Raw genomic sequence first — 22,581 nt, 5'->3', positions numbered from 1 at the left:
CTCAGCCTCTCACGACCCGGCGCAACGCCGCGAGGAAGGCTTCCGGATCGCGTGCCCACGCGAGCACCACCGTGCCGTCGACCAGCCGCAACGGCACCGTGGTCGTGCCCTTGGGCGCGGACCAGCCACCGCCGAGCACCCGCGCCCCGGTCGGCGCACCGACGTCCTGCGCGGCCTCGATCATCGCGACCGGCAGCTTCTCCCGCCCGAACTGCGCTTCCTCGGTCGTGAGCACGATGCTGCCGGTCTTGATCCGCAGGTTCACCCACACCACCGCGGACAGCGTCAGCACGAGCCCGGCGACGAGCCACAACGTCACCGACGCGGGCCCGGTGACCAGTTCGACCAGGTAGCCGGCGACCGCGAAGGCAGGACCCCACAGGAGCGGCCACCAGCTGCTGCCGGACTCGCGGTAGAGCACTAGCGCACGTACCTGTTCGACGCGGGCAGGAACTGGAGCACCACGGCCGCGACGGACAGCCCGATCACGAGGATGGCCATCGCCACGCTCGGCATCCACACCGTCGCGGCGATCGAGAAGAACAGGATCGAGATCATCACCAGCAGGCCGAGCACCGCGAGGACCGTGAGCAGCACGCGCGCCCAGTTGTGACCGTTGCGCAGCACGATCGCGAACGCCACGTACGGCGCCGCCGCGACGAGCATGCCGAACCCGGAGATGACGGCGAACGCCTTCATGCCGATCTCGGTCGCCTGCCGGTCCTGCTCGGTGACGACGTCGGCCTGGCCGAGCACGACGTCGGTGTTGACGAGGAACAGCACCGGCAGCACGGCCACGGACAGCACGGCGGCGGCGATCCAGATCCACATCGCGGCGGTGATCGTGGCGGGCCGCGGCGGTGCCATCTCGTGCGGCAGCACGGGTGAGAGCGGGGCCATGGCGAAGCTGCCGCCCCCGACCTGGTTCACCTGGTACTGGCCCGGGTACTGGCCGTCGACCGGGTACTGGCTCGTCGGCTGCACCGGGTAGGCGCCGGCCGGGTTCTGCCACTGGGCGTGGTCCAGCGGCGGTGCCACGTCGGGCTGGGCCGGGAAGGACGGCGCGGGGTTCTGCCACTGCCCGTGGTCGGGCGGCGCGGCCAGTTCCGGCGGGACCGGGGCGGCGGGCAACCCCGTGGTCACCTCGTACGCCCCGGCCTGGCCTGGCTGCGGGGTCGGGTCCCAGGGGTTCGGGTCCTGCGGTTGGCTCACTGCTCACGCACCTCCGCGAGCCACTGTGCCGTACGCGCCTGCCACGTGAAGACGATCGCGACGCAGATGAGCAGCAATGTGACCAAACTCGACGCGCTGACGCCCACGTACAGGATCCAGATCATGTGCGCGATGGCGGTGAACGACAACGCGGCCCGCGGCCAGTTCTTGCGCTTGAGGAACTGCCACACCAGCAGCACGTAGGCCACCACGAAGATCAGCGTGATGACCGACACCGTCGTCAGGAAGCTGGTGATCTGCCCGGACGACCACTTGGTGAGTTCGCGGACCTCGTCGCGCTGGAACCACAGCCCCGCGGTGGTGAGGAACACGAAGACCGCGATGGCGAGCCAGAGGCCGACGGCGATGCGGACCGGGCGAGGAGCCTCGTTCACGCCAGCTGCTCGCGTTCGGTGAGGAAGTCCGACGACTGCCGGAAGTAGAACAGCACCAGGCCGGACATCGCGATCAACGCCGGCACGAGCGCGTAGCCGTTGCCGACCATCTGGAAGAACAGGTTGATCAGCACCGCGATCATCAGGCCGGTGCGGCTCTTCCTGGTGCCCGCCTTGACCTTGCCGGCGAACCACACCATCAGCGCAGCCACCACGGCCGTGACGACCATGACCGCGCCGAGCGTCACGGTCGCCGAAGACTCGATCATCTCCGTCGTGAGCGCCGGGTCGGTGTTCCTGCTCTTGATCGCGTCGACCAGGGCCTGCCGGGCGGCGAACTGGAACACGCCGGCCACCACGCAGAGGGCCGCGCCCACGAGGACCAGCCAGTAGCCAACGGTGATCGTGCGGGGGGTGCCCGATTCCTTCGGAGACGTCACGATCGAAACCTAGGTCCGCAGGAAGTCGCTGTCCACCGTGACGCGTTTGCGGAAGTACGACGGAACCCGGTACATCAGCACGAGCGCGGACGTGTCCAGCACCGCCGTGACGAACGTGACGGCGAGGTCCACCGGCCGCATCTCCACGCCGAGTGCCGCCGCCGCGCCACTGGCCCACGCGCCGAGCCGGAACAGTCCGAACGCGACGGACGCGCCACCCAGCACGGTCAGCAAGATGCGCGCCCAGTTGCGGCCGCGCGCCATCGCGTTGGCGAAACGGGTGTACGCGATCAGCACGGCGGTCGCGATCAGCAGTCCGAAGAGGACTCCGCCGTTCACGCCCGCGTCGATCTGGTCCTGGCCCATCGCCGGGTTCTGCCGGCGCACCTCGGCCACGAGCATCTCGCGGTCGAAGAGCTGCGCGACGAACCGCAGCATCCCGACGCACGCGCTGGCGATCCACAGCCAGCGCGCGACGTCGATCAGCTTCGGGACCGGGGCCTTCTCTACCTGTCCAGCCATCGAGCGGCTTCCACGGCCCAGTACGTGAGCACGATGTCCGCGCCCGCGCGACGGATGGACGTGAGCGACTCGAGGATCGACCGCTCGCGCTCGATCCAGCCGTTCGCGGCAGCCGCCTCGATCATCGCGTACTCGCCCGAGATCTGGTACGCCGCAACGGGAACGTCCGAGATCTCGGCGACCGAGCGCAGCACGTCCAGGTACAGCAGGGCGGGCTTGACCATGACCATGTCCGCGCCCTCGGCGAGGTCCAGCTGCACCTCGCGCAACGCCTCGCGGGCGTTGGCCGGGTCCTGCTGGTAGGTCTTGCGGTCGCCGGAGAGCTGCGACTCGACGGCGTCGCGGAACGGGCCGTAGAACGCCGAGGCGTACTTGGCCGCGTAGGCCAGGATGCCGGTGTCCTGGAAGCCCGCGACGTCGAGAGCGTTGCGGATGAACGCGATCTGGCCGTCCATCATGCCGCTGGGGCCGACGACGTGAGCACCGGCGCGCGCCTGCGCGACGGCCATCTCGCCGTAGACCTCCAACGTGGCGTCGTTGTCGACCGAACCGTCGGCGGCGAGCACGCCGCAGTGGCCGTGGTCGGTGAACTCGTCGAGGCAGCAGTCCGACATCAGCACTGTGCTGTCGCCGAGTTCGGCGCGCAGGTCGCCCAGGGCGGCGTTGAGGATGCCGTCCGGGTCGGTGCCACCGGAACCGACGGCGTCGCGCTCGGCAGGAACGCCGAACAGCATGATGCCGCCGACCCCCGCCTGCACGGCGTCGACGGCGGCTTTGCGCAGCGAGTCGCGGGTGTGCTGGTAGACGCCCGGCATGCTGCTGATCTCAGCGGCCTCGGAAGCGCCTTCCTTGACGAACATGGGCAGCACGAGGTGGCGAGGGCGCACCTCGGTCTCGGAGACGAGGCGGCGCATGGCGGGCGTCGTGCGCAGACGACGCGGCCGGTGCAGTGGGTACATCTTCTGACTCCCTGACGGAGAGAGTCGAAGGGGCCACTCAAAGGATCTTGAGTGGCCCCGACGGCTTCAGTTGTCTACGAACGGCGCAGACGCTTGGTCTTGCGCGGAGGAGGCAGCGCTCCCTCGGCGCGCAACCGGGCGGCGTGCGCGGCCAGCGCGTCGACCAGCGCGGGCACGTTCGCCTCCTCGGGCTGCACGTCGACCCGGAGGCCGAACTCCCGCGCCGTCTCGGCGGTCTGCGGGCCGATGCACGCGACGAGCGTGCGGGCGTGCGGCTTGCCCGCGATGCCGACCAGGTTCCGGACCGTGGACGACGAGGTGAAGCACACCGCGTCGAAGCCACCGGACTTGATCATCTCGCGGGTGTCGGCGGGCGGCGGGGCCGCACGCACGGTGCGGTACGCCGTCACGTCGTCGATCTCCCAGCCACGTTCGCGCAGGCCGGCGGCCAGCGTCTCGGTGGCGATGTCGGCCCGCGGCAGCAGCACGCGGTCGACCGGGTCCAGGATGTCGTCGTACGGCGGGAAGTCGTTCAACAACCCCTCGGACGACTGCTCACCGGACGGCACGAGCTCGGGGATGATGCCGAACGAACGCACCTTCGCGGCCGTGGCCTCGCCGACGCAGGCGATCTTCACGCCGGAGAACGCACGGGCGTCCAGGCCGAACTCGCGGAACTTCTCCCACACCGCGCGAACGGCGTTGGTCGAGGTGAAGACGACCCACTGGTAGCGGCCGTCGACGAGACCCTTGACCGAGCGCTCCATCTGCGCGGGGCTGCGGGGCGGCTCGACGGAGATCGTCGGCACCTCGACGGCGATCGCGCCGTGCGAGTGCAGACGCTCCGACATCGCGCCGGCCTGCTCCTTGGTCCGCGGGACCAGCACGCGCCAGCCGTACAGCGCCCGCGACTCCCACCAGGAGAGCTTCGAGCGGTTGGCGGCGGCGGCACCGACCGTGACGACCAGCGGGCCACCCATCTCACCGGCGTCGGCCGCGACGGAGGCCAGCGTGGTGTCGATGGTGCGCTGCTGGAAGCCGGTGCCCTCAGCGGTCACGGCGACCGGCGTCTGCGGCGCGAGGCCGTTCTCGACCAGGTTCGACGCGGCCTCGGCCAGGTGCGAACCGGTCGCGTGCAGCACCAGCGTGCCGGGCGAGGCGGCGAGGCCCGCCCAGTCGGAGACCGCTCGCACGTCGACCTCGGTGTGCACACCACCGAGCGCGACACCCGCGTAGGCGGGGACCGCGGTGCCCGACGGCACACCTGGGACGACGTCGAACGGGATCGTCGACTTCGCGACGGCCTGCGCTTCCTTCACGACGGAGTCGAGGGTGAGCGGGTCTCCCGCGACGAGGCGGACGACCGTGGCGCCGTTGCGCGCCTCGTTCACCAGGTCCTTGGCCACGTCGGCGGACTCACCGACAGCGGGGCGGACCTCGACTCCCTCGGCCACGGTCGCGAGGACGTCCGCGGGGACGTCCGGGTCGGTGACCACGAGTTCAGCCCTGGTGAGCAAGTCGTGGGCCCGGACCGTGAGCAACCCGGTGTCGCCGGGGCCGGAGCCCACGAAAGCGACGCGTCCGGGGGTCTTGCGTGCGCGGGTCATCAGGGCACTCCCCATCGATTACGCCTCTGGGCCGCTCAGCACAGCGGCCCCGAGGTCGAGCAACTCGGCGGCCAGCGCCCGGCCGAGTCCCTCAGCTTCGGTCAAGTCACCGGTGGCGGACGCGCGGAGGAGATCGTTCTCCGGCGTCGCTGCGACCCCGCGCAGGGAAAGTCGGTACACGACCTTGCCCTCGTCGTCGAGGTCTTCCACCACATCGGCCAGCGCGCCGACCGGCGCGCTGCAGCCCGCTTCGAGTGCGGCCAGCATGGCGCGCTCAGCGGTCACAGCGGCCCGGCTGGCCGAATCGTCCAGAGTGGACTGGATCAGGTGCTCGGCGTCGACGTCGTCGACCCGGCACTCCACTGCCAACGCACCCTGCGCGGGTGCGGGAAGCATCTGGATGGGCTCCAGGTTCTCGGTGATCTCCGCCGCGCGGCCGAGCCGCGAGATGCCGGCGCGCGCCAGCACCACGGCGTCGAGCTCACCGTTGCGGACCTTGCCGATCCGCGTGTCCACGTTGCCGCGCAACGGAACGATCTCCAGCCCGAGGCCGAGAGCCTCCAGCTGGGCCTTGCGGCGCGGCGAACCGGTGCCCACCGTGGACCCCGGCGGCAGCTCACCGAGCGTGAGACCGTCGCGCGCCACCAGGGCGTCGCGCGGGTCCTCCCGCGGAGGCACCGCCGCGAGCGTCAACCGGGGGTCCGGCGCGGTCGCGAGGTCCTTGTAGGAGTGGACGGCGACGTCGATCTCGCCGTTCGCGAGCGCGTCGCGCAGGGCGGTCGTGAAGACGCCGACGCCGATCTCGGGGATCGGAGCGCTGGAGAGATCGCCCGCCGTCTTGATGACGACGATCTCGACCTGGGCTCCGGCAGCCTTCAGCGCCTCGGCCACGGTCCCCGTCTGCGCGAGCGCCAGTGCGCTGCCTCGGGTACCGATCCGTAGGGTGCGGGTCACCGCGTTTCACCATCCACAGAAGACTTGGTCTGACTGACGGCCCCAGGAGCCTGGGGGTCAAGCCCGAACAACTCGCGGAGAGCCTCCGCGTAGCCGGTACCACCAGGGGCGGAGGCGAGCTCCTTCACCCTGACGGTCGGCGTGTGCAGGAGCTTGTCTACAACGCGGCGCACCGTCTTGGCCAATTCACCGCGTGTCGCGGCGTCCAGTTCGGGCAAACGCGAATCAAGACGGAGCAGTTCGGCGTCGACCACCTCGGCGGCCCGCTTGCGCAGGGCCGTGACGGTCGGCGTGACCTCTGCGGACCGCTGGCCCGCGAGGTAGGCCTTGACCTCGTCGGCGACCAGCGTGGCCGCGAGGCGGGCGTCCTGACCTGCGGGCGCGTCGGACAGGCGCCGCTGCAGCGTTTCCAGGTCCACCACACGAACGTTCGGCAGTTCGGCGGCCGCTGGATCGACGTCCTTGGGCAGGCCCAGGTCGCACATCACCAACGGCCGCGAGCGCGGGCCGATCATGTCCGCGCGGACGGTCATGCCGATCGAGCCGGTGCACGCGAAGACGATGTCCGCGAGGTCGATCTCGGCGGCCAGCGCGGACAGGTCCACGGCCGTCGCGGGGACGCCCTCGGACTTCAGCGACGTGGCGAGACGCACACCGTTGGCCTGCGTCCGGTTCGCGATGACGACCTCGCCGATGCCCGCCCGGCGCAGGTGCGCGGCGGCCAGGCCACCCATGGCCCCGGCGCCGACGAGCAGCGCGCGCTTGCCGACGAGCGTGCCCAGCTGGGCCTCCGCGTCACCGAGGGCCTCGGAGACGACGGACGCGCCGGCCTGGTCGATGCCGGTCTCGCTGTGCACGCGCTTGCCGACGCGCAGCGCGTTCTGGGTGAGTTCGTGGACGGTCTTGCCGACCGTGCCCGCCTCGTCCGCCGCCGCGTACGCACCGCGCAGCTGGCCGAGGATCTGGGACTCGCCGACGACCATCGAGTCGAGGCCCGCCGCGACGGAGAACAGGTGCTCGACGGCAGCGGCGGCGTAGTGGACGTAGAAGTTCTCGTAGAGGGACTGAGGCTCGATCTGCGCGTGCTGCGCGAGAACCTCGACGACCTCCGACATGCCGCCGTGGAACGACTCGACGACGGCGTAGACCTCGACCCTGTTGCAGGTCGACAGGACCATCGCCTCGGAGACGCTGGGGGCGGCGAGCAGCTGGCCGAGGACCTTGGGCAGGTTCGGCTCGGCCACGGTGACGCGTTCCAGGACCGGGACTGGGGCGGTGCGGTGCGAAAGCCCGACTACGAGCACGCTCATGCACTCACCACGTTCACCGGAGCCAGCTGGCTCACGCTCACGGGCGACTCACCATCCCGTCCACACCGAGTCCGTTGTTGTCGACAGAGACGCCGGCAGCCTCGTCCGCACGTCGAGCGACGTGGAACGACAGGATCTGCATCTCGACCGCCAAGTCAACCTTGCGCACCTCGACGTTGTCTGGAACCTGAAGAACAACCGGTGCAAAGTTCAGAATGCACTGGACGCCCGCAGATACCAAACGGTCGCAAACCGACTGAGCGGCCGGTGGCGGCGTCGCGATGACGCCGATCGACACCTCGCGCTCGAGGCAGATCGCGGTGATCTCGTCGATGTGGTTGACGGGGATGCCCCCAACAGGGATTCCGACGAGATCGGCGTCCACGTCGAAGAGGGCGGTGACCGGGAAACCGCGGCCGGGGAAGCCGCCGTAGTTGGCGAGAGCGTGACCAAGGTTACCGATGCCGACGACGGCCACGGAGTGGTTCCGAGTCAGGCCGAGGATGCGCTCGATGTGGCTCACGAGGACCTCGACGTCGTAGCCGACGCCCCTCGTGCCGTAGCTGCCGATGTAGCTCAGGTCCTTGCGGAGCTTCGCCGCGTTGACGCCCGCGGCCTGGCTGAGCTCCTCGCTGGAGACCGCCGTCACGCCCTGGTCGGCCATGCCGGACAACGCGCGGAGGTAGACGGCGAGCCGGGCGACGGCCGCCTCGGGGATCGCACGGGCGCGCTCCCTGTCGGCAGGCTCGGCAGGGGTGGTGGTCGTCTCACCTTCGCCCCGCTGTGCAGCCACGCTCTCCGACCTCCGGGTGTGCTTCACCGCAGGGACCCGCGGCGTTGGTGATACCCACACCGTACCGCTTGTGAACGCACGCACAAAGTCGATGATCCATTGCGACGACGCCGGTCACAGGGCGTGACCAGCGCTTCCTCAGTTCATGATCACTACGGAGTGAGCGCCTACTCCGCGGTGAAGGTGACCGAGTGCCATCCCGTCGCGCCGTCGGGAACGGGGTCGAGGCGCGCCTGGTCCTGCGTCTGGCCGGACTTGTCGGTGGCCCGGCACTCGACCGTGTGACTGCCCTTGGCCAGGTCCAGCTCGATCTTCCACATGCGCCACGTGCTGTCGCTGACGTCGGCCGCGAGCTCGGCCTCCTGCCACACCCCGCCGTCGATCCGGACCTCGACCTTGGCGACTCCTCGGGGCTGCGCCCACGCCGTGCCCGCGATGACGACCTTGCCCTGGACCTTCGCCATCCGCTGGGGCCGGTCGATCCGCGAGGAGGTCTTGATCGGCGCCCTGGTGGCCCAGCCCCTGGGGATCCAGTAGCCCTGGTCCTGGGCGAACGTGGTGACGTTGAGGTCGGTGACCCACTTCGTCGCGGACACGTAGCCGTAGAGGCCGGGGACGACGAGCCTGGTCGGGAAGCCGTGCTCGGTGGGCAGCGGTTCGCCGTTCATGCCGATGGCGATCAGGCCGTTCTCCAGCACGTAGTCGAGCGGGCTGCCGGCCGTGAAGCCGTCGTCGCTGGTGCTGAACAGCTGGTCGGCGCCCTGCTTGACGCCGGCCTGCCGGAGCACGTCGCCGATCTTCACGCCGATGAAGTTGCCGGTCGAGATGTACGGGCCGCCGACCTCGTTGGAGACGCAGGTCAGCGTGATCGTCTCCTCGACCAGGTCCATGTTCCTGATGTCGTCGAACGTCAGCTCGGCCGGCCTGTCGACCATGCCGTGGATCTTGAGCGTCCAGTCCTCGGCGCGGATTCGCGGCACGCTGAGCGCCGTGTCGATGCGGTAGAAGTCCTTGCCGCTGGTGATGAAGCTCGGGGTGCCGTCCTTGGCGAAGTCGGCGTTGAACGGGATCTCCGGCGCCTTGGTCTTCGGCGTCAGCGGCCCCACGGCCTGGCGGGAGCCTTCGACGTCCGTGCGGTTGCCGAAGAGCTGGCCCGCGGTGGCGGCCGTGACGGCCAGGCCCGCGGTGATCAGGAAGGTCCGGCGGCTGTCGCTCTCCTCGGCTTCCTTGTGCAGGTAGCGGAAGACGTAGACACCTGCGGCCGTGCTGGCCACCGGGGCGAGGATCGCCAGCGCGCCGACATCGGGCCTGGTCGCGACGGCCGCCACGCCGACGAACCCGAGGAGCACGGCCACGAGTGAGCCGGGCGCGGGGCTGTTCCGGCTGGCCAGGCCCGCTCCGACGCCGATGCCCGCCAGCACGATCGCCATGCCGGTGAGCAGGACGAGCTTGTCGGCGGTGCCGAACGTCTCGACCGCGAAGTCCTTCAGCCACGACGGCGTGAGGTCGATCGCGGCGTTGCCCACGGCCAGGTACGGGGAGGCGCTCAGGCCGACGAAGGCCGCCACCAGGTGCCCGGCCGCGAGGGCGGCGAGGAGCGCGAGGAGTCCGGTCAGGGCGGCCTTGACGGGCTTCATGCCTTCCATTCGACACCCACGCGGGCTTGGTTCGCTCAGGTCGTAAGCCCTCGGTAATCAAACTTCCTAGGCTGGACGGCGTGGCAGAGGACAGCTGGTCCGAGGACGCGTACGTCGCCTACCTCGAAACCGAACGCCTGCACTACGCCTGGGCCCTGGAGCACTTCGGTGGGCTGACCGCGGCGGAGGCTCGCCAGGCCGCTCTCGAGTTCTACGAGTACGAAGCCCCGGACGCTCCACATCGCGGACTGGTGTTCCACGACCTCGCCTGGGACTGGGCGATGCAGCGGATCATGGCCGGCTGCGACTACCCGTTCTGGCACACGCACCCGGTGCCGGAGCCGCCACCCGACTACCCTGGCTACGTCGCCCGCGCCTGAGCCCTCGCGACCACGAAAGGTCACCAGAGCTGTCGGCCGGGTTGGTGCAAAGACTTGAGACGAGCTCTGGTTGCGTCATCGCCGCTGGCGCGTCGATAGGGATTGGGGCTTGACTTCGGGGCCCTTGCGAGGCGCTGGTCGGACCGGAAAGGCCGGGCTGAAAGCGCCCGGCCGAGCCACGAGTGGTAGCACCTCGCACCCAAAGTCAAGCCCCAATCCCACGCGTACGTGGCTGAGTTGGGCAGGCACGTCACCACACCGCTTGCACAGAGGTTCGAGGAGAGACGCCTCGGCTTCGCCATCGCGTTGGGCAGAAGGGTTGCCCGCCTTCGACCTCGCCGGCTCAGCCGGTCAGGCGAGGGCCGCCCGCAGGCGGTCCTCCTCCACCTTCCAATAGCCGTGCTCCGCCCCGTCGACCAGGAACACCGGCACCCGGTCGCCGTACTCCGCGCGCAGCTCCGGGTCGGAGTCGACGTCCTCGACGGACCAGGTGGCGCCCAGCTCCGCGCAGATCCGCTCGATCTCGACGGCGGCCTCCTCGCAGGAGTGGCACGACACCCGGCTCATCAACGTCACGTGGTGGGTCATGCCCGTCATGCTCCCAAAGGCCTGCGGAGCACCGCGCGGGCGAGCTTGCCGGTCGGCGAGTGCGGCAGGGCCGGGGCGAACTCGACCACCGTCGGCACCTTGAACTTGGCGAGCCTGGCCGCGCAGTGGGCCACGACCTGGTCGACCGTGAGGTCCTGGCCGTCGCGCAGGACCAGGACGACCTTCACCGACTCGCCGGTCTTCTCGTCCGCGACGCCCACCGCGGCGGCTTCGAGGACCTCGGGCAGCTCGCCGACGACCTGCTCGACCTCGTGCGGGTAGACGTTGAAGCCGTTCACGATGATCAGGTCGCCCGCGCGGTCGACGAGGTGCAGGTCGCCGTCGGCGTCGATGAAGCCGACGTCGCCGGTGCGGAACCAGCCGGACGAGTCCGGGCCGTGCGCGCCGTCGGGCCAGTAGCCGCTGAAGAGGTTGTCGCCCTTCGCGGACACCAGGCCGGTGCCGGGTTCGTCCTCGTCGATGTCGAGGACGGAGCCGTCGGTGTCGACCAGGCGGATCTCGACGCCGGGCAGGGCCTGGCCCACGGAGCCGGGCTTAGGGGTGCCGCCGACCAGGGTGGACGTGAGCACCGGGCCCGTCTCGGTCAGGCCGTAGCCCTCGTAGATCGGGATGCCGATGGCGCCCTTCATCTCCGCGATGACGCCCGCGGGCAGCGGGGCCGCGCCGGAGGTGAACAGGCGGACGGTGGCGAGCTTCTCGCGGAGGAGTTCGACCGGGTGGGCCAGGATCGCCCGGTACATGGGCGGCACGCCGACCATCGTGGTGACGCGGTGCTCCTCGATGACGTCGAGGGCGTTGGACGGCTCGAAGCGCTCGAGCAGGATCGCGGTGGCGCCGGCGCCCGCGACCTGCAGCAGGCCAGGGCCGAGGCCGTAGACGTGGAACAGCGGCAGCGCGAGCAGCACGCGGTCGCCCGCCGTGACGGGTGCGGGGCGCAGCGAGGCGCACTGGGTGACGTTCGCGAGGAGCGCGCGGTGGGACAGCATCGCGCCGCGCGGCACGCCGGAGGTGCCCGAGGTGTAGCCAAGGACGGCCAGGTCCTCGCCGCCGCGGACGGCCTCGAACGGCTCGGCCGAGGCCTGCACGTCCGGAACGTCGATCACGGTGGCGTCGGAGCCCTCGCCGTCGCCGACGAGCAACGTGGCACCCGAGTCGGCGAGGATGCGCTGGAGTTCGCGCGGCGGGTTGCCGGGGCCGGTGGGCACCACGACTCCGCCTGCGCGGAGAATTCCGAACACGGCGACCACGAACTCGGGGCTCGTGGGCAGCCGTACCGCCACTCGGTCGCCCGGTTCCAGTCCGGAATCGGCCAAACGGCGGGCGAAAGCATCGGTCGCACCGTCGATGGTTTCCCACGTGAGGCTCTTACCGCTCGCTACGTCGACCAAGGCGACGTGGCCGGGTCCCCGCTGCGCCGAAGCACGGACAAGGTCTGAAACATTGCGAGCGGACGTCAACATGGCCTCCTCATGAACAACTGGACGCTTGGGGCAGTCTTCCACGCGTGACGGGCGTCATGAAGCGGCGGTTCGCGCGTCTTCACTTCACAACCTCATCCGCTACCTACTACGGAGTAACAACACGTATGCTGCCGCCACGGCGACTCTGTGGAGGTGCCGCGAGCCGATGACCGCGCGGGCACGACCGAACACGATCAGGACCACCCGAACCATGACGGGGGGTCAGCACGACAACGCCGCCGACGAGCCGTGGCAGCTCGTCAAGGCCGCCCAAGAGGGTGACACCCAGGCGTTCGGAGTGCTGTACGACCAGTACGTCGACATGGTGTTCCGCTATGTCCTCTTCCGGGTGGGCGGCGATCGCGCGTTCGCCGAGGACGTGACCAGTGAGACGTTCCTGCGGGCTCTGCGCAGCATCGGATCGGTCAGCTACCAGGGCCGCGACGTCGGGGCGTGGTTCGTCACGATCGCCCGCAACATCGTGTTCGACCACGTGAAGTCGAGCCGCTACCGGTTGGAGGTCACGACCGCCGAGCTGCAGGACAACCGCGAGGAGACGAGCGGACCCGAGCAGGAGGTCATGACCGAGGCGACCAACGCGGAGCTGCTCCGGTGCGTTTCCCAGTTGGGTGACGATCAGCGCGACTGCATCGTGCTGAGGTTCATCGAAGGCAAGTCGGTGTCCGAGGTCGCGCAGATCATGGACCGCAACGAGGGCGCCGTGAAGGCACTGCAACACCGGGCCGTCCGGCGGCTCGCACAGATCCTCCCGTCCTGGTTGCGGTGATCGCGATCGCAGGGGCGTAACCCAAAGCAGATCAACTTCGTTACTCGGGCTGAGATGGACGGCAAGGGAAGAACACCGCGGTGGCGGCAGACGGAGCACGAGCGATTCGCTCGTGCCGTTGAAGGCGGCCCACAGCCGGTGGGCAACGACGACCTCGCTGAGGACCTCGCGATCGTCGAACTCCTCCGGCGGATGGACGTCGGCCCGGACGCCGAGGCGCGCGAACGGATGAAACAGCGCGTCCTCACCGCGCCCCCACCTGAGAAGCCATTGGTGCTCTCGTCGGTAAGACGGGTGGGAGCGCGCGCACGAGTAGCAGTCGCGGCAGCCGCGGTCCTGTGCTTGTTGTTGTCACTCGCCGGCATGAGCGTGCTGCTCAGCCGTGACGCGCTCCCGGGAGACCCGCTCTACGGCATCAAGCGCACGACCGAGAGCGCTTCGCTGGGCCTGACCTTCGACGAGGAGGACCGGGCCTACAAGCACCTGGAGTTCGCCACGTCCAGGGTCACCGAGATGGAGACGCTGGCCGACCGCGCCGCGGACTCGTCCGCCCAGCTCACGGCGCTGGCCGACCTGGACGCGGACGCGGTCGAGGGTTCCCGCCAGCTGACCACCTACGCCACGTCGTCGGACAAGACGGCACTGCCCGCGCTCAACGAGTGGGCGCTGGCGCAGTACGTGAAGCTCGGCACCCTGCGCACCCGCCTGCCCGACGACGCCCGCGCCCACGCGGACACGACGATGTGGCTGCTCGCGAGCATCGCCCAGCGCGCACACGACCTGGCGGCCCGCGCCAGCTGCAACGCCGTGACCAGTGGTTTGTCCGACACGCTCGGCCCGTTGCCGGCGAAGGACGAGTGCGCGTCGGTCGTCACCGACCCGAGTTCGTCGCCGAGCAGGCCGTCCACGGTCGTGCCGACCCCGTCGGGCCTGCCCGCGCAGTCGGGTTCGGCACAGCCTTCGGTGCAGCCGACCCAGTCGTTGGCGCCGGGTTCGTCGTCGGCCCCGGCCTCGAAGCCGGGCACGACCACACCGCCCGCGTCGTCGAAGCCGGGAATCACGATTCCGCTGCCCCTGCCGTTGCCGAGCATCTCGCTGCCGTTGTTGCCGGGGATCAGCTTCGGCTGAGCACGGCACCCTCCGCGATGGCGAGTTCCAGCGGGGAGGCCTGGTCGCGCCAGCGGCCGGCGACGGCCGAGTAGGTCGTGACGTCGTGCCAGCGGCCCTGCGTGTGGAACAGCTCGCGCAGGGTCGCCTCGGGTTCGAGGCCTGCTTCGGTCATGACACCGCTCATCAGGCCGTGGTCGGCGCGGTGGCCCGCCCACACGCGGTGGATGCCGAGCGGACCGAACGCGTGCGCGAACAGGAGCCTGCCCGCTTCGGCGCCGCAGCCCTTCAGTGGTGAGCCGGGCAGGATCACCAGGCCGGTGCACATGGCGTTGCTGCCGTACTCCTCCAGCAGCAGGCCGATCATGCCTTCCATCCGGTCGTCGTCGTGCGACGTGATGGCGAAGACGAGTTTGCGCGGGGTCGGGGTGTAGAACGAGGCGATGGCCTTCTGCGGGGTCATCCGGTCCACGCCGAGGTAGCGGGTCAGCACCGGACTGCAGTAGATGCGCTGGTAGACGGGCAGGTCGCCGTCGTCGAGGGGACGCAGGCGGACGTTCGGGCCGATGAGCACGGTCATGTCGCACCGCCGACGATTGTCTCGAGGTCGACGTAGTAGCGACCGGAGGGCAGGGGCTTGCCGAGCAGGACGCGGCGGGCGGCGTCGGTGACGAGTGCGCCGCCGAGCATCGTGCCGGAGGCGAGCTGCGGCCAGCTGCTCAACGTGCGGCCGATCTCGGTCATGGCCTGCGTGAGCGCCGGGCTGATCCGGGTGCCGTCGACCATCTGGACCATGAGGGCCACCATCTCCGCGCGGTCGAGGCCCGCTACTTCGTTGGCCGTGACATCGCCGATGCGGCCGTGCAGCAACGGGCGGTCGGGTTCGAGGTCGAACCGCTCGACGTCGAGCAGGCCCCGGTCGTTGGTGTCCATCAGCACCGGGATGCCGCGGTGCCTGGCCTGCTCCCTGATGGCGATCTTGACCCAGGCGGTGTCGCACTCCTCCACGACCAGGTCCGCGCCGTCGAGGAAGCCGTCGAGGTTCTCGCCGGTGAGGCCGGCCCGCCAGATCTCGACGTCCAGGTAGGGGTCGAGTTCGAACAGCTGCCGCGCGCAGAGCACGGTCTTCTCGACGCCGAGGTCGTGGACGCCGGTGCGCAGGCGGTTGAGGTTGGAGAGGCCGAGCCGGTCGAAGTCGGCGAGCCGGAAGGCACCGCCGACGCCCTCCATCGCGGCGGTGAGGGCGGCGCTGTTGCCGACGGACAACCCGACCACCGCGACCCGCTTGCCGAGCATGGCCGTCTGCTCCTCGCGCGTGATCTTGTTCCGGTTGCGGTCGGTGCGGACGAACCGGAACTCGTCGCGGGGCAGCACGTGCACCAACCGCCCGATCCAGGGATAGAACGCCCACGTTCCGTAATCGACCTGCTGCCGCCCGCCGAGCACCTCGGCCTTGGCCGCTGCCCATTCGCCGGGAGTGCGGACCCGTCCGGGTTCGCGGGCGGAGATCAGTTCTTCCAACTGGTCGTCGATGCGGTCGTGCACGGCCGTGACCTGGCAGTTCGCGAACAGGTCCGGCAGCTGGGCCGCATCGAGGAGCTCCGGCCGCCACGACGTGACGTCGCAGGTCTCGGCGAGCTCGGGTAATGCGGAGATGATCATGTTCACGGCGCCAGTAGATCATCTTCGGTACGCCGAACGGAGTACAACACACCGTGCCTTTGTGAACACTCCAAGTAACTACTGATATGGGACCAAACGCACACCACGCGTTCTCGACCAGGTCCGAGCGGGTTTGACGACCTGATCGCTACGCTTGGGACATGGGCAAGCGTGACGTGGAGAGCGACCGGCTGGCCGAGCTGGCCGGCGAGGCATCGGCAGAGGCGGCGATCCAGGCCGCCGCGATGGCGCCGGAGCTCGAAGCGTCGCTGTCGGTCCCCCCAGACCTGACCGCCGCGGCCTTCTTCGACGTGGACAACACGATGATGATGGGCGCGTCGATCTTCCACTTCGCCCGCGGCCTGGCCGCGCGCAAGTACTTCTCGTCGTCCGACCTGGCGGGCTTCGTCTGGCAGCAGATGAAGTTCCGCGTGGGCGGCCGCGAGGACCCGGAGTCGGTCAAGGCCTCGCGCGAACAGGCCCTGTCCTTCGTCGCGGGCCGCAGCGTCGCCGAACTCGTCTCGCTGGGCGAGGAGATCTACGACGAACTGATGGCCGACCGCATCTGGAAGGGCACCCAGGCCCTCGCCCAGATGCACCTCGACGCAGGCCAACGCGTGTGGCTCGTCACCGCGACCCCCGTCGAACTGGCCCAGATCATCGCCCGCCGCCTGGGCCTCACCGGCGCGCTGGGCACGGTCTCGGAGTCCGAGGACGGCATCTACACCGGCCGCCTCGTCGGCGACCTGCTGCACGGCAAGGCCAAGGCCCAGGCCGTGCGCTCCCTCGCCGCCAAGGAGGGCCTCGACCTGCGCCGCTGCACCGCCTACTCGGACTCGTCCAACGACGTGCCGATGCTGTCCGTGGTCGGGACCGCGGTGGCCGTGAACCCGGACTCGCAACTGCGTGACGTGGCCCGCCGCAAGGACTGGGAGATCCGCGACTTCCGGACCGGCCGCAAGGCCGCGAAGATCGGCGTGCCGTCGATTCTGGGTGCCGGGGCGCTGGCGGGTGCGGTGGCGGCGACGATGGCGTACCGGCGTCGGGTCAAGTAGCGCTCAGCAGCCCGCGGTCACGTCAGCCCTGTTCACCAGTCCGAGATCGCGCCACCCCTGCTCGCCGGTCTCGGTGAGCAGCACGGCTCGGCTGGTGCCGATCCTGCGGATCCAGCCACGCTCGAAGAACGCCTCGCACAGGAACGCGCCTGCGGCTCCCGCGAGGTGGGGGACGCGCTCGGTCCAGTCGAGGCAGGCGCGGCTGAGCACGCGCTTGCCCGGCTCGAAGCCGAGCTCCTTGAACCAGACCATCCCCGGTTCACTGATCGCCAGTTCGGCGTTCACGACCCCGAGATCCACCAATCCGGTCCTGAGCGCGATCCCCAGCCTCCCGGCCAGGTGGTCGTAGCAGGTCCGCCCGCGCGCCATCGCCTCCGACACCGCGGCCGCCCGCAACCCCCGCGGCGCCACCCGCGGCCCGGCGAACGCGGCCATCGTCTCCAGCAACTCCGCCACGTGCGGACCGGCCAGCGCCACGTACCGGTGCCGTCCCTGCCGGTGCTCCACCAGCAGCCCACCCTCGACAAGCCGGGTGAGGTGCTCGCTGACGGTCGAGGCGGCCACTCCGGCGTGCTGGGCCAGTTCCCGGGCCGTCCAGGCGCGTCCGTCCAGCAGGGCGCCGCAGATCGCGGCACGGGTCGAGTCCGCGAGCAGTGAGGCGACCTGGGCGAGTGCTTCCACGACGCCCATTCTGCGGCCGGGACACTTCGGCCGGCGCCGAAGCGTTCCGGCCCTAGCGTCGGCGGGCATGAGCGAAGAGCTGCTGTTGCCGATGCCGTTGCCGTTGCCGGTGCTGCCAGGGGACGCGGGTGGTCTGGCTGGGGCCGGCCGTGGTCAAGCTCGGCAACAGCCACGATCACGACCGCAGGCGTGCCGCTCCCCGCGCGATTCCTCATGACGCAACGCGCGATCCTCGGTTTTGGTTCCCGCGTTGTCCACAGGCTAGCCGAAGTCGGATCGCCGCAGTTCAGCGAGCCGGAAGCCTGTGGACAACTCGCGATCACCGCCGAGCCGGTCACGGCCGAGGCGGACGCGGCCGAGGAGCGCCTGGCCGCCGGCCACGACGAGGAACGGGCAGCCAGGATCGGGGTGCTGGTCCAGGCCTGGGCGGCCACCCACGCCCTCGCCGAGCGACTGCTGACCGGTGACCCGGCGCCGCCCGTGCCGGTCACCCGCCGGGCCGGGGGCATCGTGGTCAGCCTCGAAGATCACCCGTTCGGCCACGGGCCGCACGCCTGTCCGGGCAGAGCCCTGGGCACGCGGATCGCGAAGAACACGGCGTTCCGGGCCCTGCACCACCAGGACGGTCCGCTGGTCCTGCCCAACGCCTGGGACTTCGCCTCGGCCGTGGCGCTGCACGCGGCGGGGTTCCGCGCGGTCGGCACGACGAGCCTCGGCGTGGCGGCGGCGCACGGCATCCCGGACGGCGCAGGCCTGGCGGGCGATCAGGCCGTCGCGCTGGCACGGATGCTCGCTGACCTGCCCTTTCCCGTGACCGCCGACCTGGAGTCCGGGTTCGGCAAGCCACCCCAGGAGGTCGCCGAGATCGTCCAGGACCTCGGCGTCGCGGGCGTGAACCTCGAAGACGGCCGCCCGCACGGTCTCGCCACCCCGCAGGAGCAGGCGGAGCTGATCGCGGCCGTCAAGGGAAGCGCGCCGAACGTCTTCCTCAACGCCCGCATCGACACCCACTGGCTGGGCAAAGCGCACGAGGAGACCGCGGACCGCGCCCGCCGGTACGTCGACGCCGGCGCGGACGGGATCTTCGTGGCAGGGCTGACCGAGCCGCGCGAGATCGAGGAGCTGGCGAAGATCGCCCCGCTCAACGTCCTCGCGCAGCAGCGCACCCCGAAGGAGCTCGGAGACCTGGGCGTGAAGCGGATCAGCACCGGGTCGTTGCTGTTCAGGGCAGCCCTCAAGCACACCGTCGAGGCCGCCGAAGCCGTGCGCGACGGCGGCACCCCGAGAGCGTTCGGCTACGAGGAGGTCCAGGAGATGGTCAGCCGAGGAACACGTTCCGACGCTGGGTGAGCAGGCGGTAGAGGGTCTGCTGGATCGTCTCGCGCACCTGGTCGGTGAGGTTGAAGACGAGCATCGGGTCGTCGGCCGCGTTCTCGCCGAAGACGTCGGTGCGGATCGGCTCGCCGAACTCGATGTACCACTTCGAGGGCAGCGGGATGGCGCCGAGCGGGCCGAACAGCGGGAAGAACGGTGTCACCGGGAAGTACGGGAAGCCCAGCAGGCGGGCCAGCGCCTTGATGTCGCCGATCATCGGGTAGATCTCCTCGGCGCCCACGATCGACACCGGGATGATCGGCACGCCGGTCTTCAGGGCCGCCGACACGAAGCCGCCGCGGCCGAAGCGCTGCAGCTTGTAGCGGTCCTTGAACGGCTTGCCGATGCCCTTGAAGCCCTCCGGCCACACGCCGACGAGTTCGCCGGACGACAGCAGGCGCTCGGCGTCGGCGTTGCAGGCGAGCGTCTGGCCGCCCTTGCGCGCCAACGCTCCGAGCAGCGGCGTGCGGAACACCAGGTCTGCCCCGAGGCCGCGCAACGGCCGGTGCGCCGGGTGCTCGGACGCGATGCCGTACGCCGTCATCAGGGCGTCGAGCGGCACGGTGCCGGAGTGGTTCGCGACGATCAGCGCGCCGCCCGCCATCGGGATGTTGTTCAGGCCGATCGTCTCGACGCGGAACCACTTCTCGTACAACGGCTTCAGCGGCGGCATCAGCACGTTCTCGGTGAGGTCCTGGTCGAACCCGAACTCGTCGATCCGGTAGTCGCCGGCGATCCGCCTGCGCGCGAACGCCAGCAGGTCGGTCAGCCTGCGTTCCCAGTCCGGTGTCCCGGACTGCTGCTGCTCCGGCTCGGGAACGACCTCGACGTGGCGCGATCTGCGCGCGGCGTCGCGTTCCGGGTCGTGCAGCGGGATAACGCGTGCTCCTGCCACTGCGTTCATCTCCTCATAGCAAAGATCAGCGGAAACGTGCGGCCGCTTCGAGAATGGTCCGCTCTGCGGCACCGACCGTCTCCGGGTCGATGAGCGGCTTCAGGCCTCGGCCGTTCACGTAGTCGTCGAACGCCTGCTGGGTGGTCCACCGCGGCGTGAACCCGAACTCCTTGCGCAGCAGGGTGGTGTCGACCACGCGCCCCCAGTTGAGGAACCTCATCTGGTCGGGCGAGAAGTCGACGAGCCGGGCGCTCCGGAAGAAGCCTCCGACGGTGGGCACGGCCATGCTGGGCACCGGCAGGTTCAGCCTGCCCGCCCGCCGAATGGCCTGCGACAGCAGCAGCACGCCGTCGCCGCCCACGTTGTACACACCGGGCAGGTCGTGCAGCGTCGCGCGTTCCAGGACCGCCAGGGCGTCCTCGGAGTGCAGCAGCTGCACACGAGCGTCGTAGCCCAGGACGGTGGGCACGACCGGTAGGGCGAAGTAGCGCGTCAGCACCGTGTCGATGCGCGGGCCGATGAAGTTGGTGAAGCGCAACGTCGTGACGTTGACGTCCGGCCTGCGGCGGCCGAACCCGCGCACGTAGCCCTCGACCTCGACGGCGTCCTTGGCGTAGCCGGACGACGGCAGGTCCTTGGGGCCCATGTCCTCGGTGAACACCGCCGGGTCGCGGCTGCTCGACCCGTAGACGGCGCTGGTGGACTTCACGACGAGCTTCTGCACCTTGGGCGACTTCTGGCACGCGGCCAGCAGCTGCATGGTGCCGATGACGTTCATCTCCTTCATCACCGTGCGGCCGGTGGGCCCGGCCGGGCTCGCGGTGACGGACGCGTGCACGACCGTGTCGACGTTCGCGGTGGAGATGACCTTGCTGATCAGCGGGTTGCGGATGTCGGCCCGCACGAACTCGGCGCGGCCCATGCGGCGCAGCAGATCGCGTGGCGGCGGCTCGGTGTCCACACCGAGCACGCGCTCGATGTCCGGGTTCGCGGCGAAGCGCGCGGCGAGGTGGCCGCCGAGGAAGCGGCTGACTCCGGTGACGAGGACGACCTTGGGCGTCATGCGACTCCAAGCACGAAGGGCTCTGCGATTGGTCGATGCTACAGACCAGATGTGAAACCGGAGGGGGCCGGAACGCCGTCTTGACGCAGGTCACGCAGGCTTTACGGGCTAATCACCCGAACGGCGGCCCCCGTTCCCGTGGTTGTGCCACGCTGTCTCACGGAGTGATATTCCGTGTCGGCGCAAGCACCCGAACAGGTTCCGGTCCTGGAAAAAACGCAACCGCCGCCGGTCTCCTGCGAGAGGAGACCGACGGCGGCAGAGCGCATGCGGGCTTACTTGCCGCGCTTCCTGCGCTGGACCCTGGTCTTGCGCAGCAGCTTGCGGTGCTTCTTCTTCGACATGCGCTTGCGGCGCTTCTTGATGACCGAGCCCATGCGGGTTCCTTAGCTCTAGACGTTGCTTTGACTGGCGCGCCCCAGCCTTGGCCGTGTCAAGCACGGCGCGCCGGTAAGCACGATCGGCCTACCAGGCTACCCGACGGGGTTCGCCAGCCTTCAGCCAGCGTCGAAGTACGCGTTCTCCAAGTAGGCGTGCACCGCTTTTTCCGGTACCCGGAACGACTTGCCGACCCGCACCGCGGGGAGCTCGCCGGAGTGCACCAGGCGGTACACGGTCATCTTGGAGACCCGCATCATCGAGGCCACTTCGGCCACGGTCAGGAACTGCACCTGAGCGAGACCTGTTCGTTCGTTCTCCTTCGCAGGCATAAATCACCGCATCCTTCGACACGTGTCGTGCCGCCGGTCTTCCCCACCGACGGATCGACACGCACGTGCTGCCCTGAGAGTAGCGGGACTGGTGTGACTCCTGCGACGGCCAAAGTGGGGACGTTCCCTCACTTGGCGTCTCGATCGGCTCAGTCCTCGTGCTGCTTGCCCAGCTCAACGGACCGGTCACGCGCGCTCTCGATCGCCGCGAGAAGTGCCGCGCGAACTCCGTGCTTCTCCAGCTCGCGGATCGCCATGATGGTCGTGCCGGCGGGCGACGTCACGGCCTCGCGCAGGATCACGGGGTGGTTCGAGCCCTCGTTGAGCATCGTGGCGGCCCCCACGGCCGACTGGATGATCAGCTGCGAGGCCAGGTCGCGCGGGATGCCGAGCAGGATGCCGGCGTCGATCATCGCCTCGACCAGGAAGAAGAAGTAGGCGGGTCCGGACCCGGACAACGCCGTCACCGCGTCCTGCTGCGACTCCGGCACCACCGCGACCTTGCCGACGGTCGACAGCAACTCCTCGACCGTCTTCAGGTGCTCGGCGGTGGCGTTGGACCCGCCCGACACGGCACTCATGGCCTCGCCGACGACCATCGGCGTGTTCGGCATGACCCGCACGACGGGCGTGCCCTCGGGCAGCCGGCGCTCGTACAGCGCCGTCGGCAACCCGGCGCACAACGACACGATCAACGTCCCGGCCCGCAGCACCGGCGCGAGTTCGGTCAGCAACGGCTCGATGTCCTGCGGCTTGACCGCCACCACGAGCACGTCGGCCTTGGCCGCCGCCCCGGCAACCGTGACGGCCTCGAACCCGTACTGCTCCGTGAGCGCGCGAGCCCGTGACTCGTGCTTCTCCGTGAACAGCAGATCCGAGGCCGGACGACCACCCTGCAAGAGCCCGGACAGGAGCGCTTCACCGATCTTGCCCGCGCCGAGCACCGCGATCTTCGTCATCGGTCAAGTC

General features: G+C 69.8%; 26 protein-coding genes. 5 read left to right on the top strand and 21 right to left on the bottom strand.

Annotation, left to right across the window (positions count from 1 at the left end; genetic code table 11):
• Nucleotide 1: 1 nt before the first annotated feature.
• From JNUCC0626_RS35985 to JNUCC0626_RS35935, 11 genes are all read right to left on the bottom strand, one after another.
• Nucleotides 2–421 (bottom strand): hypothetical protein, encoded by a 420-nt coding sequence (locus JNUCC0626_RS35985; protein ID WP_394615177.1) that lies wholly within the window; start codon nucleotides 419–421, stop codon nucleotides 2–4.
• Entirely contained in the window at nucleotides 421–1,212 is a 792-nt protein-coding gene (locus JNUCC0626_RS35980; RefSeq protein WP_394615176.1) for a hypothetical protein, read from the bottom strand. The genes JNUCC0626_RS35985 and JNUCC0626_RS35980 overlap by 1 nt, the downstream gene beginning before the upstream one ends.
• Nucleotides 1,209–1,607 carry a hypothetical protein gene (locus JNUCC0626_RS35975; RefSeq protein ID WP_394615175.1) on the bottom strand — a complete coding sequence of 133 codons (399 nt, stop codon included), beginning with the start codon at nucleotides 1,605–1,607 and terminating at the stop codon, nucleotides 1,209–1,211. Before JNUCC0626_RS35975 ends, JNUCC0626_RS35980 begins: the two co-directional genes overlap by 4 nt.
• The gene (locus JNUCC0626_RS35970) at nucleotides 1,604–2,047 is read right to left on the bottom strand and encodes a hypothetical protein (RefSeq protein ID WP_394615174.1); all 444 of its coding nucleotides are present in this window, start codon (nucleotides 2,045–2,047) and stop codon (nucleotides 1,604–1,606) included. Before JNUCC0626_RS35970 ends, JNUCC0626_RS35975 begins: the two co-directional genes overlap by 4 nt.
• A gap of 9 nt (nucleotides 2,048–2,056) precedes the next feature.
• Nucleotides 2,057–2,569, bottom strand: coding sequence for a hypothetical protein (locus JNUCC0626_RS35965; RefSeq protein WP_394615173.1), 513 nt, complete (start codon nucleotides 2,567–2,569; stop codon nucleotides 2,057–2,059).
• Nucleotides 2,554–3,528, bottom strand: a complete 975-nt coding sequence (hemB, locus tag JNUCC0626_RS35960; protein WP_394615172.1) for a porphobilinogen synthase — start codon at nucleotides 3,526–3,528, stop codon at nucleotides 2,554–2,556. Before hemB ends, JNUCC0626_RS35965 begins: the two co-directional genes overlap by 16 nt.
• Before the next feature lie 74 nt (nucleotides 3,529–3,602).
• Nucleotides 3,603–5,135 (bottom strand): uroporphyrinogen-III synthase, encoded by a 1,533-nt coding sequence (locus JNUCC0626_RS35955; RefSeq protein WP_394615171.1) that lies wholly within the window; start codon nucleotides 5,133–5,135, stop codon nucleotides 3,603–3,605.
• A gap of 18 nt (nucleotides 5,136–5,153) precedes the next feature.
• Nucleotides 5,154–6,089 carry a hydroxymethylbilane synthase gene (gene hemC, locus JNUCC0626_RS35950; protein ID WP_394615170.1) on the bottom strand — a complete coding sequence of 312 codons (936 nt, stop codon included), beginning with the start codon at nucleotides 6,087–6,089 and terminating at the stop codon, nucleotides 5,154–5,156.
• Nucleotides 6,086–7,399, bottom strand: a complete 1,314-nt coding sequence (locus JNUCC0626_RS35945) for a glutamyl-tRNA reductase (protein WP_394615169.1) — start codon at nucleotides 7,397–7,399, stop codon at nucleotides 6,086–6,088. Before JNUCC0626_RS35945 ends, hemC begins: the two co-directional genes overlap by 4 nt.
• 37 nt (nucleotides 7,400–7,436) lie before the next feature.
• Nucleotides 7,437–8,192 (bottom strand): redox-sensing transcriptional repressor Rex, encoded by a 756-nt coding sequence (locus tag JNUCC0626_RS35940; RefSeq protein ID WP_394622179.1) that lies wholly within the window; start codon nucleotides 8,190–8,192, stop codon nucleotides 7,437–7,439.
• A 167-nt stretch (nucleotides 8,193–8,359) separates the two neighbouring features.
• On the bottom strand, nucleotides 8,360–9,829 hold the full coding sequence (locus JNUCC0626_RS35935; protein ID WP_394615168.1) for a molybdopterin-dependent oxidoreductase: 1,470 nt from the start codon (nucleotides 9,827–9,829) through the stop codon (nucleotides 8,360–8,362).
• Nucleotides 9,830–9,909: 80 nt separating this feature from the next.
• Here JNUCC0626_RS35935 and JNUCC0626_RS35930 point away from each other — a divergent pair, with 80 nt between their 5' ends.
• On the top strand, nucleotides 9,910–10,209 hold the full coding sequence (locus JNUCC0626_RS35930; RefSeq protein WP_394615167.1) for a hypothetical protein: 300 nt from the start codon (nucleotides 9,910–9,912) through the stop codon (nucleotides 10,207–10,209).
• Nucleotides 10,210–10,560: 351 nt separating this feature from the next.
• Here the strand turns inward: JNUCC0626_RS35930 and JNUCC0626_RS35925 are convergent, their stop codons facing one another.
• The gene (locus JNUCC0626_RS35925; protein ID WP_394615166.1) at nucleotides 10,561–10,797 is read right to left on the bottom strand and encodes a glutaredoxin family protein; all 237 of its coding nucleotides are present in this window, start codon (nucleotides 10,795–10,797) and stop codon (nucleotides 10,561–10,563) included.
• Nucleotides 10,798–10,802: 5 nt separating this feature from the next.
• The gene (locus JNUCC0626_RS35920; RefSeq protein ID WP_394615165.1) at nucleotides 10,803–12,278 is read right to left on the bottom strand and encodes an AMP-binding protein; all 1,476 of its coding nucleotides are present in this window, start codon (nucleotides 12,276–12,278) and stop codon (nucleotides 10,803–10,805) included.
• A 211-nt stretch (nucleotides 12,279–12,489) separates the two neighbouring features.
• Between JNUCC0626_RS35920 and JNUCC0626_RS35915 the strand changes: the two genes are divergently transcribed.
• Entirely contained in the window at nucleotides 12,490–13,065 is a 576-nt protein-coding gene (locus JNUCC0626_RS35915; RefSeq protein ID WP_285645541.1) for a sigma-70 family RNA polymerase sigma factor, read from the top strand.
• A 138-nt stretch (nucleotides 13,066–13,203) separates the two neighbouring features.
• Nucleotides 13,204–14,193 (top strand): DUF5667 domain-containing protein, encoded by a 990-nt coding sequence (locus JNUCC0626_RS35910; RefSeq protein WP_394615164.1) that lies wholly within the window; start codon nucleotides 13,204–13,206, stop codon nucleotides 14,191–14,193.
• Here JNUCC0626_RS35910 and JNUCC0626_RS35905 read toward each other — a convergent pair.
• Entirely contained in the window at nucleotides 14,180–14,752 is a 573-nt protein-coding gene (locus JNUCC0626_RS35905) for a GNAT family N-acetyltransferase (RefSeq protein WP_394615163.1), read from the bottom strand. The two genes, JNUCC0626_RS35910 and JNUCC0626_RS35905, sit on opposite strands and share 14 nt — an antisense overlap.
• Entirely contained in the window at nucleotides 14,749–15,834 is a 1,086-nt protein-coding gene (locus JNUCC0626_RS35900; RefSeq protein ID WP_394622178.1) for a ThiF family adenylyltransferase, read from the bottom strand. The genes JNUCC0626_RS35905 and JNUCC0626_RS35900 overlap by 4 nt, the downstream gene beginning before the upstream one ends.
• A gap of 161 nt (nucleotides 15,835–15,995) precedes the next feature.
• Here JNUCC0626_RS35900 and JNUCC0626_RS35895 point away from each other — a divergent pair, with 161 nt between their 5' ends.
• Nucleotides 15,996–16,889: an HAD family hydrolase gene (locus JNUCC0626_RS35895; protein WP_394615162.1), complete on the top strand. Its 894-nt coding sequence runs from the start codon at nucleotides 15,996–15,998 to the stop codon at nucleotides 16,887–16,889.
• A 3-nt stretch (nucleotides 16,890–16,892) separates the two neighbouring features.
• Here JNUCC0626_RS35895 and JNUCC0626_RS35890 read toward each other — a convergent pair whose 3' ends face one another.
• Entirely contained in the window at nucleotides 16,893–17,579 is a 687-nt protein-coding gene (locus tag JNUCC0626_RS35890) for an ArsR/SmtB family transcription factor (RefSeq protein ID WP_394615161.1), read from the bottom strand.
• Nucleotides 17,580–17,783: 204 nt separating this feature from the next.
• Between JNUCC0626_RS35890 and JNUCC0626_RS35885 the strand changes: the two genes are divergently transcribed.
• Nucleotides 17,784–18,920 carry an isocitrate lyase/PEP mutase family protein gene (locus JNUCC0626_RS35885; protein ID WP_394615160.1) on the top strand — a complete coding sequence of 379 codons (1,137 nt, stop codon included), beginning with the start codon at nucleotides 17,784–17,786 and terminating at the stop codon, nucleotides 18,918–18,920.
• Here the strand turns inward: JNUCC0626_RS35885 and JNUCC0626_RS35880 are convergent.
• The 5 genes from JNUCC0626_RS35880 to proC all read right to left on the bottom strand — a co-directional run bounded on the left by JNUCC0626_RS35880 (nucleotide 18,889) and on the right by proC (nucleotide 22,571).
• Entirely contained in the window at nucleotides 18,889–19,848 is a 960-nt protein-coding gene (locus JNUCC0626_RS35880; protein ID WP_394615159.1) for a lysophospholipid acyltransferase family protein, read from the bottom strand. The genes JNUCC0626_RS35885 and JNUCC0626_RS35880 overlap by 32 nt on opposite strands.
• 16 nt (nucleotides 19,849–19,864) lie before the next feature.
• Nucleotides 19,865–20,902: an NAD-dependent epimerase/dehydratase family protein gene (locus JNUCC0626_RS35875; protein ID WP_382441658.1), complete on the bottom strand. Its 1,038-nt coding sequence runs from the start codon at nucleotides 20,900–20,902 to the stop codon at nucleotides 19,865–19,867.
• Between the two features lie 275 nt (nucleotides 20,903–21,177).
• Nucleotides 21,178–21,279 carry a 30S ribosomal protein bS22 gene (locus JNUCC0626_RS35870; protein ID WP_015105422.1) on the bottom strand — a complete coding sequence of 34 codons (102 nt, stop codon included), beginning with the start codon at nucleotides 21,277–21,279 and terminating at the stop codon, nucleotides 21,178–21,180.
• Between the two features lie 120 nt (nucleotides 21,280–21,399).
• On the bottom strand, nucleotides 21,400–21,612 hold the full coding sequence (locus JNUCC0626_RS35865) for a helix-turn-helix domain-containing protein (protein ID WP_030477960.1): 213 nt from the start codon (nucleotides 21,610–21,612) through the stop codon (nucleotides 21,400–21,402).
• Between the two features lie 149 nt (nucleotides 21,613–21,761).
• Nucleotides 21,762–22,571, bottom strand: coding sequence for a pyrroline-5-carboxylate reductase (gene proC / locus JNUCC0626_RS35860; RefSeq protein ID WP_394615158.1), 810 nt, complete (start codon nucleotides 22,569–22,571; stop codon nucleotides 21,762–21,764).
• Nucleotides 22,572–22,581: the final 10 nt, after the last annotated feature.

Origin of the sequence: Lentzea sp. JNUCC 0626 (assembly GCF_043632865.1) — a bacterium.
In the GTDB taxonomy this organism is placed as follows: Bacteria; Actinomycetota; Actinomycetes; order Mycobacteriales; family Pseudonocardiaceae; genus Lentzea.
Note: the sequence above shows the minus strand (reverse complement) of the source record. Positions and strands in the feature narration are given on the sequence as shown.

What these genes read in the sequence shown, in the direction of transcription:
- JNUCC0626_RS35965 (WP_394615173.1), bottom strand. Translation starts at nt 2,569, where the DNA reads ATGGCTGGACAGGTAGAGAAGGCCCCGGTCCCGAAGCTGATCGACGTC.
- hemB (WP_394615172.1), bottom strand. Translation starts at nt 3,528, where the DNA reads ATGTACCCACTGCACCGGCCGCGTCGTCTGCGCACGACGCCCGCCATG.
- JNUCC0626_RS35955 (WP_394615171.1), bottom strand. Translation starts at nt 5,135, where the DNA reads ATGACCCGCGCACGCAAGACCCCCGGACGCGTCGCTTTCGTGGGCTCC.
- JNUCC0626_RS35945 (WP_394615169.1), bottom strand. Translation starts at nt 7,399, where the DNA reads ATGAGCGTGCTCGTAGTCGGGCTTTCGCACCGCACCGCCCCAGTCCCG.
- JNUCC0626_RS35935 (WP_394615168.1), bottom strand. Translation starts at nt 9,829, where the DNA reads ATGAAGCCCGTCAAGGCCGCCCTGACCGGACTCCTCGCGCTCCTCGCC.
- JNUCC0626_RS35925 (WP_394615166.1), bottom strand. Translation starts at nt 10,797, where the DNA reads ATGACCCACCACGTGACGTTGATGAGCCGGGTGTCGTGCCACTCCTGC.
- JNUCC0626_RS35920 (WP_394615165.1), bottom strand. Translation starts at nt 12,278, where the DNA reads ATGTTGACGTCCGCTCGCAATGTTTCAGACCTTGTCCGTGCTTCGGCG.
- JNUCC0626_RS35915 (WP_285645541.1), top strand. Translation starts at nt 12,490, where the DNA reads ATGACGGGGGGTCAGCACGACAACGCCGCCGACGAGCCGTGGCAGCTC.
- JNUCC0626_RS35905 (WP_394615163.1), bottom strand. Translation starts at nt 14,752, where the DNA reads ATGACCGTGCTCATCGGCCCGAACGTCCGCCTGCGTCCCCTCGACGAC.
- JNUCC0626_RS35900 (WP_394622178.1), bottom strand. Translation starts at nt 15,834, where the DNA reads ATGATCATCTCCGCATTACCCGAGCTCGCCGAGACCTGCGACGTCACG.
- JNUCC0626_RS35895 (WP_394615162.1), top strand. Translation starts at nt 15,996, where the DNA reads ATGGGCAAGCGTGACGTGGAGAGCGACCGGCTGGCCGAGCTGGCCGGC.
- JNUCC0626_RS35890 (WP_394615161.1), bottom strand. Translation starts at nt 17,579, where the DNA reads ATGGGCGTCGTGGAAGCACTCGCCCAGGTCGCCTCACTGCTCGCGGAC.
- JNUCC0626_RS35885 (WP_394615160.1), top strand. Translation starts at nt 17,784, where the DNA reads ATGACGCAACGCGCGATCCTCGGTTTTGGTTCCCGCGTTGTCCACAGG.
- JNUCC0626_RS35880 (WP_394615159.1), bottom strand. Translation starts at nt 19,848, where the DNA reads ATGAACGCAGTGGCAGGAGCACGCGTTATCCCGCTGCACGACCCGGAA.
- JNUCC0626_RS35875 (WP_382441658.1), bottom strand. Translation starts at nt 20,902, where the DNA reads ATGACGCCCAAGGTCGTCCTCGTCACCGGAGTCAGCCGCTTCCTCGGC.
- JNUCC0626_RS35870 (WP_015105422.1), bottom strand. Translation starts at nt 21,279, where the DNA reads ATGGGCTCGGTCATCAAGAAGCGCCGCAAGCGCATGTCGAAGAAGAAG.
- JNUCC0626_RS35865 (WP_030477960.1), bottom strand. Translation starts at nt 21,612, where the DNA reads ATGCCTGCGAAGGAGAACGAACGAACAGGTCTCGCTCAGGTGCAGTTC.
- proC (WP_394615158.1), bottom strand. Translation starts at nt 22,571, where the DNA reads ATGACGAAGATCGCGGTGCTCGGCGCGGGCAAGATCGGTGAAGCGCTC.